A 15,110-nucleotide genomic window follows, 5' to 3' on the forward strand; every position below is an offset into this window, starting at 1 on the left:
AGTCGCGGATCACCCACGCGACTCGGTGCGGCCCAGCCAGGCCGCCAGCCTTTGCCGCCAGCGCCCTCCGCGCGCGCCATGCGGCACGTAGCAAACTTTGCCCGGCACCTTGAGAATCACTTCCGTCCCGCGCTCGGGCAAGCTCAACACCTCAACGCCCCCGCCCATGCGCTCGGCCCGACTGCGCATGCCAGCCAGGCCGCGATAGCCCGCGTCAGGCACCGGCGCCGCATCGATGCCCTTGCCGTCATCGCGCACGAACAGCGAAAAGTACTCGCAGCCATACGCCAGCTCCAGCTCGATGTGACCTGCCTGCGCGTGTTGAAACGCATTGAACAGCGCCTCGCGCCCGATCCGGAAAATCTCCTCGCCGAATTCGCCATCGAGCGGCAGCGCCCGGCCGGTGACGATCATCCGAAAGGGCGTCTTGAAACTATCCCGCAGCGAATGCCCGACCTGCGCGAACGCCTGGCTCACATTGTCCCCGTAGATCAGCGGCGTGCGCAGGGTCAATACCTGATGGCGGCCGTCGGCCAGCACTTCGTCGGCCTGGTCGAGTATCGCTTCAATGGTGTCGCGCTCGGCGCTGCCATCGGGTAGCCGCTGGCCGACGCTCTGCACTCGCAGCAGGACGCCTTGCATGTTTTGCAGCAGCGTGTCGTGCAGAGCGAAGGCTGCACGCTCGCGCTCCTCCAGTTGCTTGAGGCGGGACTCGTAGCGGCGCCCGAAGTTGCGCAGGCAAATCCGGAATAAAACGCCCAGCAGCAAGCATTCAAGGATCAGTCCAAGCATCACAAATAAAGGTGTCTGTAGGAACAACAGCAAGAACGGCTCCGTGCGGCGTAGGTTGTAATATTAATTTCGATATGCGGCCCCCGCACATTGCCATCATTTCAATATCCTTCCCATATCCCCAACGAGGGAGGCGCCGCGCGGACCGTCCGGGGCCGCACGCCCAGAAAAACGCCCCGCGATGTTGCCGTGATGCTTTAATATGGGCCTGTGACCACCTACCCGCCCGCCCAGGGCCGCTGACCCCGTATGCTCGACACGATGCCGCAATCGCCGCTGCTGTTCGCCCCCGCCGCCGACCTGGCCATCAGCCTGATCGCAGGCCTGTTCGGCCTGCTGATCGGCAGCTTCCTCAACGTCGTCATCCACCGCCTGCCGAGGATGATGCAGAACGAGTCGGACAACTATTGCGCCGTCGAAGCCGGCAAGCCGGAAGTCCACACCGAACGCTACAACCTGATGGTGCCGCGCTCGGCCTGCCCGCATTGCCACCACCAGATCACCGCGCTGGAAAACATCCCGGTCGTCAGCTATCTGGTCCTGCGTGGCAAATGCAGCAACTGCAAGGCGCCGATCTCGCCGCGCTACCCGGCCATCGAGCTGCTGACCGGCGTACTGTCGGCGCTGGTGGTGTGGAAGCTCGGCACCGGCTGGCAGGGCCTCGGCGGCCTGTGCTTCCTGTATTTCCTGGTCGCGCTGACCTTCATCGACGCCGACACCCAGCTGCTGCCGGACGACCTGACTTATCCGCTGATCTGGGCCGGCCTGCTGATCAACATCAACGGCACCTACGTGTCGCTGCACGATGCGGTGGTCGGCGCGGCGGCCGGCTATCTGGCGCTGTGGACGATTTATTGGGTGTATAAACTGGTGCGTCACCGCGAAGGCATGGGCTACGGCGACTTCAAGCTGCTGGCCGCGCTGGGCGCGTGGATGGGCTGGGCGACCTTGCCCGCCATCGTGCTGATGGCCTCGCTGGTCGGCGCTGTGACCGGCATCGTGCTGATGGTGGCGAACCGGCGCGGCTTCGACTATCAGATTCCGTTCGGCCCGTATCTGGCGGCCGCGGGCCTGATCACCTTCCTGTACCGGGAACCGCTGACCGCCTTCACCCGCGTCGTCTATCCTTACTATTAAGAGCAAAGCCACAGCATGAGCGCCCCTTTCTCCATCGGCCTGACCGGCGGCATCGGCAGCGGCAAGACCACGGTGGCCAATATGTTCGCCGAGCGCGGCGCCAGCATCGTCGACACCGACCTCATCGCCCACAGCCTGACGGCGCCCGGCGGCCCGGCCATGCCCGCCATCGTCGCCGAATTCGGCCCGGAGTTCGCCGACGCGACCGGCGCGCTCGACCGCGCCCGCATGCGCCAGCTGGTGTTTGCCGACGCCGGCGCCAAGGCGCGCCTGGAAGCCATCCTCCATCCCCGCATCCGCGACGGCGCGCTGGCGGCCGGCGCGGCCGCGACCGGCAGCTACGTCATCTACGCGGTGCCGCTGCTGGTCGAGTCCGGTACGTGGCGGTCCCGCGTGGCGCGCGTGCTGGTGATCGACTGCCGCGAGGAAGTGCAAATTGCTCGCGTAATGGCGCGTAACAATTTGCCGGAACCGCAGGTACTGGCCATCATGGCGGCCCAGGCGAGCCGCGCGCAACGGTTGGCCGCCGCCGACGACATTATCGAGAACAACGACGGAATCGCCGCTTTGGGGCCACAAATCGACCGTTTACACGCTCTCTACATGAAAATTCGCTAGCATTTTCAAAAAGAACGGTAACAATACCTCTGCAACGTTTGTATTTTTGCTTGGCTTGCTTCAGAATCACGTGAATTCACCGCAGGTCCACCAATAGAGGGATGTTATTTTGATTGTCTACGAATATCCTTTCAACGAGCGCATCCGCACGTTGTTGCGATTAGAGGATCTGTACGAGAAATTCAAATTCTTTGTGCATCAGGAACATCCGATGCAGCATCACGTCGCGCTGTCGACGATCTTCGATATGCTGGAAGTGGCCGGCCGCGCCGACCTGAAATCCGACCTGCTGCAAGAGCTGGAACGCCAGCGTCAAAGCCTGCTGGGCTACCGCATGAATCCGAATGTCCAGACCGAAACCCTGGACGCCATCCTTGCCGAGCTCGACGGTGTGAGCAGCGCGCTGGTCGCGGCCCAGGGCAAGACCGGTCAGAACGTGCGCGACAACGAGTGGCTGATGAGCATCCGTGGCCGCACCATCATTCCCGGCGGCGCCTGCGAATTCGATCTGCCGTCGTATTACGCCTGGCAAAAGCGCCCGGCCGAGCAGCGCTTCAACGACATCGCCACCTGGTTCGCGCCGCTGGCGCCGTTGTTCGATGCGCTGGCGCTGGTGCTGCGCCTGCTGCGCGACTCCGGCGGCCCGGTCAAGATGATCGCCGTCGCCGGCAGTTATCAGCAAATGTTGCAGGGCAAGGTCTATCAGATGCTGCGTTTGACGCTGGACGAATCGATGGGCGCGATCCCCGAGATCTCGGCCAACAAGTACATGCTGTGGGTGCGCTTTACCACCCAGGGCGGCGACCTGAAACCCAAGGCGCTGGAAGATGATGTACCATTCGAGCTCACACTCTGTAACTTCTGAAGAATTATCATGGCCACCGTAGTTGACTGCCCTACCTGCTCCGCCAAAGTGGAGTGGAAGGAAGAGAATAAGTATCGCCCGTTCTGTTCGGAACGCTGCAAACAGATCGATCTCGGCGCCTGGGCCGAGGAAAAGTACGCCATCCCCGCCGCGCCGCCCAAAGATCCGTTGGAAGAAGAATAGTCCGCCGCGGCCTTACATCGCGGTCGATTTCACTTTCACGGCCCTACCGATGTACAGGATCGGACCGGTTGGACGGCCGGTCGGCGAACCGGCTTCCGGCTCCAGGGTGATTTCAAACAGCTGTCCGGCTTCGACCTGCGGCAGCTTGCCCAGCGCTACCTTCAGCGGCTGGTTCGGCGTCACCAATCCCAACGACTCCGGCTTGCCCCAGTTTTTTCCCTTGGTCCAGAACTGCAGCGATTTCTGGCTCGGCACGGGCGTGCCTTCGAGCGGCGTCAAGGTCAGTTGATTGTTCAGACTGGCCTGCACCACATAGCCGGCGTTGCGTTCCTGCGGCGACACGAGCACCACCATATAGGCGGGCTGCGCCGGGTCCGGACGCACCAGCACGATGCTGGCCAACACGAAGGTCGCGACCATCGCCAGGCCCGCAAGCGAGCGCCACAGCCGCAGATCGTCCCACCAGCGGCGCCAGCCGCCGGCATCGGTCACCGCTTGCGGACGCAGATTGCCGACGATGCGCGGCCACAGTTTCGGCGACGGTTCGACCGGCTCGGCCAGCGCCGTCAGCGGCAGCAGGCGGCGCTCCCATGCATCGACTTCGGCGCGCAGCAGCGGCTCGTCCTGCATGCGGCGCTCCACTTGCAGGCGCGCCGCCAGCGGCAAGGTGCCCAGCACGTACTCGCCGGCCAGCTGCTGCAATTCCTCCAGTGATTCGTTCATCCCATGCACTCCCGCAATGCGGCCAGGCCGCGCTTGAGCCAGGCCTTGACCGTGCCCAGCGGCGCGTTCAGCCGCGTCGCGATTTCGCTGTGGCTGCAGCCGTCGACATAGGCGCAGACGATGCTGTTGCGCTTGGCGCTATCCAGATGGCTCAGGCAATCGTTCAAGCGGCCCATGCTGGCTTGCAGTTCAAATTGTTCGGCCACGGTGTCGGTCCGGTCTTCCTGCAAGGCGTCGAGCGTGTCGGCCTCGACATACACTTCCCGCTCGCGCGAACGCAGCGTGTTGAGCGCCTGATGCCGCACGACGGTAAAAATCCAGCCCCGCGCCGCGCCGCGTTGCGGATCGAAGCTGGCGGCTTTCTGCCAGATGCTGACGAAGGCGTCGTGCAGCACGTCCTCGGCCACGTCGCGGCGGCGCACGATGCGCAGCGCCACGCCCAACAAATGGCGGCCGTCCTGTTCATACAGGCGCTGCAAGGCACGCTGGTCGCCTTTGGCACAGGCGTGCAGCGCGGCGTCGTAGTCAAAACCGTCCGGGGCGTTCGGCATCAGCAATCGGGAAAAAAAGGGTGGGCGCGGCCCGGCGGTGTTCTGCTGAGTGTCGGCCGATTATAGCCGATCACATCCGCCCAACCGCCGGCTCCGCAACGGAATTACGCGGCTTTCCAGAAGATGTAGTCGGCCTGGTACTTCACGGTTTCCTTGGCGCCCAGGTTGGCGGCGGCGCAAGCGCTGGCCGGCGCCACGCCGCCCTTGGTGGCGACGCGCTGGATGTAGGTGACGCCGGTCATGGCGCCGCTGCCCATGGCCGGGTTGGCCTTGACCAGTTGCGATGGAATATTGCCGGCGCCGGCCGGAGCGACCGCGACCTGGGTGGCGGTGACCTTGGAGCCATCGTTGTTCTGCCACGTGGCCGGCGGGCCGAAGTATTTGCCGACGCTCATGCCGCTGCGGTCGTTCAGGACGGCGTCGGGGCCGACGAAGGTCCATTCGAACTGGCCGGCGGCGTCCTTCTTGGCCTTGCATTCGTAGGTGATATCGCCGGCGCCCACCGTTTCCATGGCAACCTTATTACCTGCTGGCACCTGTACGGCGGCCGGCAAAGCCTGTTGGTCGAAGGTCGGGGCGCTGGCGCAAGCGGACAGCAGGACGGCGGCGGCGAGGATGGCGGCGGATTGTTGGATTTGCATATCAGGCTCCTGAGTAGTAGTGAGAACCAGCGGGATTGTCCCGTTGATGTCAGTACTACACGCGAGCGCAGAGTTTGGATGCAGCCGGATGCAAATATATTTTGCAGCAGCAAATCCGGGGTCAGGTCCACCAATTCTACACGGGCTTAACCGTTGCATTCACAAATCGTTCCCGGCGGAGGGTTTGTCGTCCCCACGGACGAGGACGTGTAGAATTGGTGGACCTGACCCCGGAGTGTACGGAAGTTAAGTTTGCTCGGCGCGGACGACGTCGAGCCATTCGAGCAGCGGGATCGTCGCCGGCAGCAGCGGTTCGACACCCACCGTACCCTGCCACGCGAACGCCTGCCCTTCCAGGCTTTGCGGCTCGCCTTCCCAATCGCGGCTGATGTAGAAATGCAGTCGCACGTGCGCGTGCGGGTACACGTATTCGACGCCGCACCATTCGTCGGCGCTGTTGATCGTGAGACCCAGCTCTTCGACGAACTCGCGCTTGAGCGCCTCCAGTATCGTTTCGCCCGGATCGACTTTGCCGCCGGGGAATTCCCAGTAGCCGTCGTACGGCTTGCCGGCCGGACGCTGACCCAGCAGCACGTCACCATTCGGCTTCATCAGGATGCCGACGGCGACATCGACCGGTTTGATCTTCGCTTCGCCGCCACTCATGCCTGCCCGTCCTGCGGCAGCTTGCCGGCGTAATCCTTGGCGAACTGCCACGCCACCCGGCCCGAACGCGATCCGCGCTGCAAGGCCCAGCGCAGGGCGTCGCCGCGCGCCGCCTCGATCTGCGCCTCGGTGCAGCCCAGCGACGACAACCAGTGGCCAACGATGGCCAGGTAGTCATCCTGCTTGAACGGGTAGAACGACAGCCACAGACCGAAGCGCTCCGACAGCGAGATCTTCTCCTCCACCGTTTCGCCGGGATGCAGGTCGCCATCCTCGTCATGCTTGTAGCTGGTGTTGTCCGACATCCGCTCCGGCATCAGGTGGCGGCGGTTGGAGGTGGCGTAGATCAGCACATTGTCCGACTGCGCCGAGATGCTGCCGTCGAGTGCCACCTTCAGCGCCTTGTAGCCGCTCTCGCCCTCTTCGAACGACAGGTCGTCGCAGAAGATGATGAAGCGCTCCGGCCGTCCGGCGACAATGTCGACGATGTCCGGCAGCTCGGCCAGATCGGCCTTGTCCACTTCGATCAGCCGCAGGCCGTCCTTGCCGAACTGGTTCAGGCACGCCTTGATCAACGACGATTTGCCGGTGCCGCGCGCGCCCGTCAGGAGCACGTTGTTGGCCGGCCTGCCTTGCACGAACTGGCGCGTGTTCTGCTCGATCTGCTCTTTCTGCGGGCCGATATGCTGCAAGTCGTCCAGCGCGATCGGCGACACGTGCGCCACCGCCTGCAGGTAGCTGGCGCCGCCGCCGCTGCGCTTGCGCCAGCGGAAGGCGAAGCCCAGCTTCCAGTCGGGTTCACGCGGCGCCTGCGGCAGCACCGCCTCCACGCGCGCCAGCAGAGCCTCGGCGCGCACCAGGAATTGTTCGAGGGGCGTCGCCATCTCAGGAGCGGTAGTCGGCGTTGATGCTCACGTAGTCGTGCGACAGGTCGCAGGTGTAGACGGTGGCCGCCGCCGCGCCGCGCGCCAGCTTGACGCGCACCGTGATTTCGCTTTGCTTCATCACGCGCTGGCCGTCTTCTTCCTTGTAGTCCGGATTGCGGCCGCCGTTCTTGGCGACCCAGACATCGTCCAGATACAGATTCAGTTTGGCGACGTCCAGATCCACGCCGGCGTAGCCGATGGCGGCCAGGATGCGGCCCAGGTTAGGGTCGGAGGCGAAGAACGCGGTCTTGACCAGCGGCGAGTGGCCGATCGAGTAGGCGATCTTGCGGCACTCCTCGACGCTTTCGCCTTCTTCAACCGTGATGGTGATGAATTTGGTGGCGCCTTCGCCGTCGCGCACGATGGCCTGCGCCAGGAACAGCGACAGCTCGGTGACGGCGGCGGCCAGTTCGGCGTATGCCGGCGAGTCGACCGAGTTTACTTCCAGGGTGCCGGCGCCGGTGGCGATCAGCATGAAGGAGTCGTTGGTGGAGGTGTCGCCGTCGATGGTGATGCAGTTGAAGCTCTGGTCGGCGACCTGCTTGACCAGCACGTCGAGCACCGGCTGCGCGACCTTGGCGTCCAGCGCCAGGTAGCCCAGCATGGTGGCCATGTTCGGCTTGATCATGCCGGCGCCCTTGCTGATGCCGCTCATGGTGACCGTGTGGCCGCCGATGGTGACGGTGCGCGAGCCGGCCTTGGGCTGGGTGTCGGTGGTCATGATGGCTTCGGCCGCGTTGTACCAGTTGTCGGCCTTCAGGCCGGCGATCGCCTGCGGCAGGCCGGCGATCACTTTGGCGGCCGGCAGCGGCTCGAGGATCACGCCGGTGGAAAACGGCAGGATCTGCGACGGTTCGCAGCCCAGTTGCGCGGCCAGCGCGGCGCAGGTTTCGTTGGCCAGCGACAGACCCAGTTCGCCGGTGCCGGCGTTGGCGTTGCCGGTGTTGATCAGCAGCGCGGCGATCGGCTTGCCGCTTTCCTTGGCGGCGGCCAGGTGGGCCTTGGCGATCTGCACCGGCGCGGCGCAGAAGCGGTTCAGCGTGAACACGCCCGCCACGGTGGCCGTCGGCGCGACCTTCAACACCAGCACGTCCTTGCGGTTCGGCTTCTTGATGCCGGCTTCGGCGAAACCGATTTCGACACCGGCGACAGGCTTGAGTGCGGAGGCAAGGGGCAGAGGGGAATTGACGGCCATATAAGTGATCTCGTGGGTGGAAAGTGGGAGCCGCTATTGTAATACCTGACAGGCAAAACGGCGCATGCCTTCGCGCCAGTACCAACAGAACCCGGCGCCAGGCGCGTGAGTAACTATTGGTCACACACCCTCAAAGTTGTCGGATCACTGGCGAAATTGATAAATATGCGTAAAAAGTATCTTAACGTTGCAACACAAGCCCATGAATCCATGGGAGTTTTTGCGCAAAAACCACAACTTTTTAGCACGGTCGTACATTTTGTTACTTTAGCTTTCATGCATTTAAGAAATTAGTTTAACGTGAGCAACGAATGCCCCACCCCCGCATTGTCATACATCAGGCTAACTAAAAATCGAACACGACCAAGGATTTTGATCAAATGAAAAAGCAACTTTTAGTAGCGGCAGTATTGTCCGCCCTCGCCGCCACCGCCAGCGCGGGCGTGCTGGACGACGGCAACCTGACCATCAGCGGCTTCGGCACCTTGGGCGTCGCCAAGAGCAACACCGACGACGCGCAATTCGCCCGCTATAACCAGGCCGAAGGCGTCGGCGACAAGGCCCGCATCGGCCTCGATACCAACCTGGGTCTGCAAGCGACCTACAAAATGAACGACTGGCTGTCCGGCACTGTGCAGGTGCTGACCCGCAAGACCACCAGCGACAGCTACTCCACCGACCTGACCTGGGGCTTCCTGAAGGCGCGCGTGAACGATGAAGTGAGCGTGCGCGTGGGCCGCATCGTCATGCCGATCTTCCTGATCTCGGACTACCAGAACGTCGGCTACGCCAACACCATGATGCGTCCACCGATCGAGATGTACGGCCAGGAACCGATGGAAAACGCCGACGGCGCCGACATCAACTACCAGCGCGCCTTCGGCGACTTCAATTTCACCGGCCAGGCCTTCGTCGGCCGCAGCCGCGGCAAGCTGTTCGTGCCGACCGGCGCCGGCTCGGTGGCCAACTACCGCGCGCCCGCAGCAGGTATCAGCCTGGGTGGCGAATACGGTCCGTTCACGGTGCGCATCGGCCATGCCCGCGCCGACTTGAAGATCAAGGATCTGGCGCCAATCAACAGCCTGGGCGCGACCCTGCGCCAGCTCGGCTTCGCGCAACTCGCCAGCGACATCAATCTGACCGACGGCAAGAAGATCGCCTTCACGTCGCTCGGCACGACCATGGACTGGAATAACATCCTGGTGCAGACCGAGTACGCGCAGCGCCGCGCCAAGGACCCGGTCTACATCCCGGACACCAACGCCTGGTACTTCATGACCGGCTACCGCTTCGGCAAATTCCTGCCGTACTACTCGCACGCGGCCACCAAGGACGCCGGCACCTCGGTGAACCTGCCGGCCAACTTCCCGCGCGCGGGCGTGCTGTCGTCGACCGTGCGCAGCACCTTGACGTCGGCCGAACAGAGCTCCGACCTGGTCGGTGTGCGCTGGGACTTCGCCAAATCGCTGGCGCTCAAGGTGCAAGTGGACCGCGTCAAGCCCAAGACCAAATCGGGCATGCTGATCTTCGCGCCGGCCGCCGGCTACCGCAATAGCGTCACCGTCGTCGGCGCCTCGCTCGACTTCGTATTCTGATTGGAGAGCGCACATGAAAAAAATCGTTATCTCGCTCGCACTGTCCGCCGTGACCATGGCCTGCTTCGCGCTGTCGGCGTCGGCGGAAACCGTCGTCATCGTCAGCCAGAAAAACCCGGCCACCCGCATGTTCTCGGAACAGGCGTCGCAATTCTTCCTCGGTAAATCGACGCTGTTCACGCCTGTCGACCAGGCCGAGGGTTCGGCGATCCGCGCCGACTTCTATCGCAAGGTCGCCGACAAGGACGCCGCGCAGGTCAAGGCGCTGTGGTCCAAGCTGGTGTTCACCGGCAAGGGCTCGCCGCCGAAGGAATACAACGGCAACGCCGAAGTAAAGAAGGCGGTTGCCGCCGATCCCAAGGCGATCGGGTATATTGACAAGTCCGCGGTGGACGATACCGTCAAGGTGATTCTGACGCTGCCTTAAACCTTCATTCGTTGTGAGCCGACCACTGTGAGCCTATCGCTGCGCGCCAAATTCCTTTTGCTCAGTGCCGTGATCCAGGCGCTGGTGGTCGGCCTGCTGATATGGAATAGCATCCGCCTGATGAACCATGCGGTAGGCACCAACGCCGAGCGGGTCGCGCAGGAATACGCGGTCACGCTCAATCTCTCCCTCAGTCCTTATGCCACGCGCGGCCGCCTGCCGGAGCTGAACGGCTATCTGGCCGAAATGCTGGCCGACCCGGACGACAGCCTGCTGCGCTATCTGCTGATACTGGACGAAAACGAACAACCGATCATCGAAGTGGGCAAGCTCGACGAGCCGCTGCCGGCGATCCTCAAACAAGGTGGCGGCACCAGTTTCAAGGGTGTCCACACCATCATCAGCGACACGACGCTCCATGCGCGTTCGCCCTTGCTGCTACGGGATAATCGCATCGGCAGCATCAACTTCGGCCTTGCCACGGAAGACCTGAAGCACGCGCGCGACAAGGTCATGCTGCAGGGCGGCGTGATCTCGCTGGCCGGCCTGGCCTTCGGGCTGCTGCTGTTCTACGCCTTCACCCACGGCATCGGGCGCAGGCTGCACGCCTTGATGGGGCAATCCGCGCAGATGGAACTGGGCGACTACAGCAAGGCGCTGGCGGTCGACGGCGACGACGAAATCGCCGCCTTCGCGCGCGCGCTCAACACCATGAGCGCGGCGCTGCGCGAACGCATCGCGCAGCTGGAGCACTCGGAGCTGCGCCTGTCCGAGGCCAAGCGCGATCTGAAAGACCTCAACATCTCGCTGGAAAGCCGCGTGACCGAGCGCTCGGCCGCGCTGGAACGCGCCAACGCCGACTTGAGCGCCGCCCTGGCCACTTTGCAGCGCACGCAGGTCGAGCTGCTGGCGTCGGAAAAAATGGCCTCGCTCGGATCGCTGGTGGCGGGCATCGCGCACGAACTCAATACGCCGATCGGCAACAGCCTGCTGGCCTCGACCTCGCTGCGCGACCGCGTCGAGGATTTCGAAAGCCATGTCGCCGCCGGCGCGCTGCGCCGCTCGGAATTGATCGTGCACCTGGAGGAGGTGCGCATGGCCAGCGAGCTGATATCTAACTCGCTGCACAAGGCGGCGGAGCTGATTTCATCGTTCAAGCAGATCGCCGTCGACCAGACCAACGACCAGCGGCGCGAGTTCGATCTGCAGGAAGCGGTGCGCGACACCATCGCCACCTATACGCCACGTTTGCGCCGGGCCGGCTGCGAGGTGGTGCTGGAAGTCCACGAGGGATTGCGCTTCGACTCCTATCCGGGCGGGCTGTATCAGGTGCTCAATAACTTGATGAATAACGCGCTCAATCACGCGTTCGAGGCCGGCCAGGGCGGGACCATTACCGTGCACGCGGAAGCGGCGGCCGACGGCATGGTGGCGCTGACGTTCGGCGACGACGGCGTCGGCATGACGGACGAGGTGTTGCGGCGGGTGTTCGATCCCTTCTTCACCACGCGCATGGGACAGGGCGGCACGGGGCTGGGCATGCACATCGTGTACAACATCGTCAACGCGGTGCTGGGCGGGCGCATTACGGTATCGTCGGCGCCGGGTGCGGGAACGTCGGTGCGAATGCTGTTACCGCGTTCCGCGCCGCAAAAACAAATCTCAAACACGTAGGGCAGATTAGGCGGAACGCCGTAATCCGCCATGCATGCGCCGCCGGCGGCTCGGATATGGCGGATTACGCTGCGCTAATCCGCCCTACGTGTCTCCGCGTTATTCATGCGCCAGTCTCCATGGGCATAAAAAAACCGGAGCTGGCTCCGGTTTTTATTTTACGCCAGCTTGCCGTGGCAAGCCTTGTACTTCTTGCCGCTGCCGCATGGGCAAGGATCGTTGCGTCCGACCTTCAAGCCCAGCTCCATCAGCTGCTCGCCGCTCAGGCCTTGCAGCTCCGGCGGCAAGCCGCCGAAGTTGGTCGGCGCCTGTGGCGCCAGCAACTCCTCCGGCGCCGCGTTCGGGTTGAAGTCAGCGTGCTGGTAGCTGACGTTCTCCACGTGCGATTGCTGCATCGCCGCTTCGGCCGCGTCGATCTCGTCGCGCGACTGGATCCGTACCGTCATGATCAACTTGACCACTTCATTCTTGATCATTTCGAGCATCTGGCCGAACAGCTCAAACGCTTCGCGCTTGTATTCCTGCTTCGGATTCTTCTGCGCATAACCGCGCAGGTGGATACCCTGGCGCAGGTGGTCCAGCGCCGCCAGGTGCTCGCGCCAGTGGCTGTCGACGCTTTGCAGCATGACGTTGCGCTCGAAGCCGCCGAACGATTCCTTGCCGACGATATCGATCTTGGCCTGGTACACCGCATCGGCCGCGGCCAACACGCGTTCCAGGATGTCTTCGTCGTTCAGGTTCTGCTCCGACTCCAGCATCGCCGTCAGCGGCACGTCGATCTGCCATTCGGCCGCCAGCGCCGCTTCCAGGCCCTTGACGTTCCACTGCTCCTCGACCGATTCGGCCGGCACGTATTCGCGTACCAGGTCGGTGAAGGCGCCGTGGCGCAGCGATTCGATCAGTTCCGAGATGTCGGTGGTTTCCAGCAGCTCGTTACGCTGCTGGTAGATCACTTTACGCTGATCGTTGGCGACGTCGTCGTACTCAAGCAGCTGCTTACGGATGTCGAAGTTGCGCGCCTCGACCTTGCGCTGCGCCGATTCGATCGAGCGCGAGACGATGCCCGCTTCAATCGGTTCGCCTTCCGGCATTTTCAGACGGTCCATCACGGCGCGTACACGGTCGCCCGCGAAGATGCGCAGCAACTGGTCGTCGAGCGACAGGAAGAAGCGCGACATGCCCGGGTCACCCTGGCGCGCTGCGCGGCCACGCAGCTGGTTGTCGACGCGGCGCGATTCGTGACGCTCGGTGCCGACGATATGCAGGCCACCGGCGGCAACCACCTGCTCGTGCAAGGCTTGCCAGCCTTCGCGCATCGCCTTCGCTTGCGCCGCCTTGTCGGCGTCGCTCAGGTCCGGATTGGCTTCGATGAACTGGATCTGCTTCTCGACGTTACCACCCAAGACGATGTCGGTACCGCGACCGGCCATGTTGGTGGCGATGGTGATCGCCTTCGGGCTACCCGCCTGCGCGATGATTTCCGCTTCGCGGGCGTGCTGCTTGGCGTTCAGGACGTTGTGCGGCAGGCCGCCCTTGGTCAGGATGCCGGACAACAGCTCCGAGTTTTCGATCGAGGTGGTACCGACCAGCACCGGTTGGCCGCGGTCGTAGCACTCGCGGATTTCCAGCATCATGGCGTTGTACTTCTCGGCCGCCGATTTGTACACCTGGTCCTGGCGGTCCTTGCGCTGCGAAGGGCGGTTCGGCGGGATCACGACGGTTTCGAGGCCGTAGATTTCCTGGAACTCGTACGCTTCGGTGTCGGCGGTACCGGTCATGCCGGCCAGCTTGGCGTACATGCGGAAGTAGTTCTGGAAGGTGATCGAGGCCAGGGTCTGGTTCTCGTTCTGGATCTTGACGCCCTCTTTCGCCTCGACCGCCTGGTGCAGGCCGTCGGACCAGCGGCGACCCGTCATCAGGCGGCCGGTGAATTCATCGACGATGACCACTTCATTGTTCTGCACCACGTAGTGCTGATCCTTGAAGTACAGCGCGTGCGCGCGCAGCGCCGCGTACAGGTGGTGCACCAAGGTGATGTTGGCGGAGTCGTACAGCGAGGCGCCTTCCGGCAGCAGACCCATCTTGGTCAGGATGCCTTCGGCTTTTTCGTGGCCGGCTTCGGTCAGCAGCACCGAGTGGGCTTTTTCGTCCTTGACGTAATCGCCCGGGACTTCAACCTTGCCCTTGCCGTCCGAGGTCTCTTCGCCGATCTGCTGCGTCAGCAGCGGCGGCAGCTCGTTGATCTTGTGGTACAGATCCGTGTGGTTCTCGGCCTGGCCGGAGATGATCAGCGGGGTGCGGGCTTCGTCGATCAGGATCGAGTCGACTTCATCGACGATGCCGAAGTTGAGCGCGCGCTGGACGCGGTCGCTGGCCTCGAACACCATGTTGTCGCGCAGGTAGTCGAAACCGAATTCGTTGTTGGTGCCGTAGGTGATGTCCGACGCGTAGGCCGCCTGCTTGGTGGCGTGCTCCATCTGCGACAGGTTGATGCCGGTCGTCAAACCGAGCCAGGCGTACAGCTTGCCCATGGTCTCGGCGTCGCGCTGGGCCAGATAGTCGTTGACGGTGACGATGTGCACGCCCTTGCCCGACAGCGCGTTCAGATAGGCCGGCAGGGTCGCGGTCAGGGTTTTACCCTCGCCCGTGCCCATTTCGGCGATCTTGCCGAAGTGCAGAACCATACCGCCCAGCAATTGAACGTCGAAATGGCGCATCTTGAAGACGCGCTTGCTCGCTTCGCGGCAGACGGCGAAGGCCTCGGGCAACAGCGCGTCGAGCGCCTCGCCATTGGCGATGCGCGCCTTGAAGGCGGGCGTCTTCGCTTGCAGCTCGGCATCCGACAGTTTTTCCATCGCCGGCTCGAGCGCATTGATCTCGCGTACCGTTTTTTGGTATTGCTTGAGCAGACGCTGGTTGCGGCTGCCGAAAATCTGGGTCAGTAATGACATGCTTGAATTCTTGAAAAAACGCCGTTAAAAAAAGCTCTGTAGGTGAAAAACGCCTTACCGCACGGAGTTCGACTATGGCAAAAGACGGTGATTTTATCATGCGCCCGTGCCAAGGTTGGGTTATTGGCCTATATAACAATACCCCAAGCGTAAACAATGTCACTCA

The 15,110-nt window shown here is 63.1% G+C and carries 15 protein-coding genes; 7 read left to right on the plus strand and 8 right to left on the minus strand.

Going from position 1 to position 15,110, the window contains the following annotated elements; translation table 11 throughout:
* Nucleotides 1-9 precede the first annotated feature (9 nt).
* Nucleotides 10-825: an ATP-binding protein gene (locus NHH73_26275; GenBank protein ID USX26032.1), complete on the minus strand. Its 816-nt coding sequence runs from the start codon at nt 823-825 to the stop codon at nt 10-12.
* Between the two features lie 228 nt (nt 826-1,053).
* Here NHH73_26275 and NHH73_26280 point away from each other — a divergent pair, with 228 nt between their 5' ends.
* The 4 genes from NHH73_26280 to yacG all read left to right on the plus strand — a co-directional run bounded on the left by NHH73_26280 (nt 1,054) and on the right by yacG (nt 3,595).
* The gene (locus tag NHH73_26280; GenBank protein ID USX29716.1) at nt 1,054-1,929 is read left to right on the plus strand and encodes an A24 family peptidase; all 876 of its coding nucleotides are present in this window, start codon (nt 1,054-1,056) and stop codon (nt 1,927-1,929) included.
* Nucleotides 1,930-1,944: 15 nt separating this feature from the next.
* The gene (gene coaE, locus NHH73_26285; protein USX26033.1) at nt 1,945-2,547 is read left to right on the plus strand and encodes a dephospho-CoA kinase; all 603 of its coding nucleotides are present in this window, start codon (nt 1,945-1,947) and stop codon (nt 2,545-2,547) included.
* Between the two features lie 109 nt (nt 2,548-2,656).
* Nucleotides 2,657-3,412: a cell division protein ZapD gene (zapD, locus tag NHH73_26290; protein ID USX26034.1), complete on the plus strand. Its 756-nt coding sequence runs from the start codon at nt 2,657-2,659 to the stop codon at nt 3,410-3,412.
* Nucleotides 3,413-3,421: 9 nt separating this feature from the next.
* Entirely contained in the window at nt 3,422-3,595 is a 174-nt protein-coding gene (gene yacG, locus NHH73_26295) for a DNA gyrase inhibitor YacG (GenBank protein USX26035.1), read from the plus strand.
* 12 nt (nt 3,596-3,607) lie between these two features.
* On the opposite strand, the gene NHH73_26300 is transcribed toward yacG, so the two are convergent.
* The 6 genes from NHH73_26300 to argJ form a co-directional block, all read right to left on the minus strand.
* Entirely contained in the window at nt 3,608-4,318 is a 711-nt protein-coding gene (locus tag NHH73_26300; protein ID USX26036.1) for an anti-sigma factor, read from the minus strand.
* Nucleotides 4,315-4,869 (minus strand): sigma-70 family RNA polymerase sigma factor, encoded by a 555-nt coding sequence (locus NHH73_26305; protein USX26037.1) that lies wholly within the window; start codon nt 4,867-4,869, stop codon nt 4,315-4,317. Before NHH73_26305 ends, NHH73_26300 begins: the two co-directional genes overlap by 4 nt.
* 104 nt (nt 4,870-4,973) lie before the next feature.
* Nucleotides 4,974-5,510 (minus strand): DUF3455 domain-containing protein, encoded by a 537-nt coding sequence (locus NHH73_26310; GenBank protein ID USX26038.1) that lies wholly within the window; start codon nt 5,508-5,510, stop codon nt 4,974-4,976.
* A 246-nt stretch (nt 5,511-5,756) separates the two neighbouring features.
* A complete protein-coding gene (locus NHH73_26315; protein USX29717.1) occupies nt 5,757-6,122 on the minus strand; it encodes an NUDIX domain-containing protein in 366 nt (121 codons plus the stop codon).
* Nucleotides 6,123-6,172: 50 nt separating this feature from the next.
* On the minus strand, nt 6,173-7,060 hold the full coding sequence (locus NHH73_26320) for an ATP-binding protein (protein USX26039.1): 888 nt from the start codon (nt 7,058-7,060) through the stop codon (nt 6,173-6,175).
* Between the two features lies 1 nt (nt 7,061).
* The gene (gene argJ / locus NHH73_26325; protein ID USX26040.1) at nt 7,062-8,297 is read right to left on the minus strand and encodes a bifunctional glutamate N-acetyltransferase/amino-acid acetyltransferase ArgJ; all 1,236 of its coding nucleotides are present in this window, start codon (nt 8,295-8,297) and stop codon (nt 7,062-7,064) included.
* A 380-nt stretch (nt 8,298-8,677) separates the two neighbouring features.
* Between argJ and NHH73_26330 the strand changes: the two genes are divergently transcribed.
* The 3 genes from NHH73_26330 to NHH73_26340 are packed head-to-tail and all read left to right on the plus strand — an operon-like array spanning nt 8,678 to nt 11,993.
* Complete coding sequence (locus NHH73_26330) at nt 8,678-9,892, plus strand: porin (GenBank protein USX26041.1); 1,215 nt, start codon at nt 8,678-8,680, stop codon at nt 9,890-9,892.
* A gap of 13 nt (nt 9,893-9,905) precedes the next feature.
* Nucleotides 9,906-10,319 (plus strand): hypothetical protein, encoded by a 414-nt coding sequence (locus NHH73_26335; GenBank protein USX26042.1) that lies wholly within the window; start codon nt 9,906-9,908, stop codon nt 10,317-10,319.
* A 27-nt stretch (nt 10,320-10,346) separates the two neighbouring features.
* Nucleotides 10,347-11,993 (plus strand): ATP-binding protein, encoded by a 1,647-nt coding sequence (locus NHH73_26340; protein ID USX26043.1) that lies wholly within the window; start codon nt 10,347-10,349, stop codon nt 11,991-11,993.
* Nucleotides 11,994-12,151: 158 nt separating this feature from the next.
* Here NHH73_26340 and secA read toward each other — a convergent pair whose 3' ends face one another.
* Nucleotides 12,152-14,944 (minus strand): preprotein translocase subunit SecA, encoded by a 2,793-nt coding sequence (secA, locus tag NHH73_26345; GenBank protein USX26044.1) that lies wholly within the window; start codon nt 14,942-14,944, stop codon nt 12,152-12,154.
* Between the last annotated feature and the right edge of the window lie 166 nt (nt 14,945-15,110).

This window comes from Oxalobacteraceae bacterium OTU3CINTB1, assembly GCA_024123955.1.
Taxonomy (GTDB): Bacteria; Pseudomonadota; Gammaproteobacteria; order Burkholderiales; family Burkholderiaceae_D; genus Rugamonas.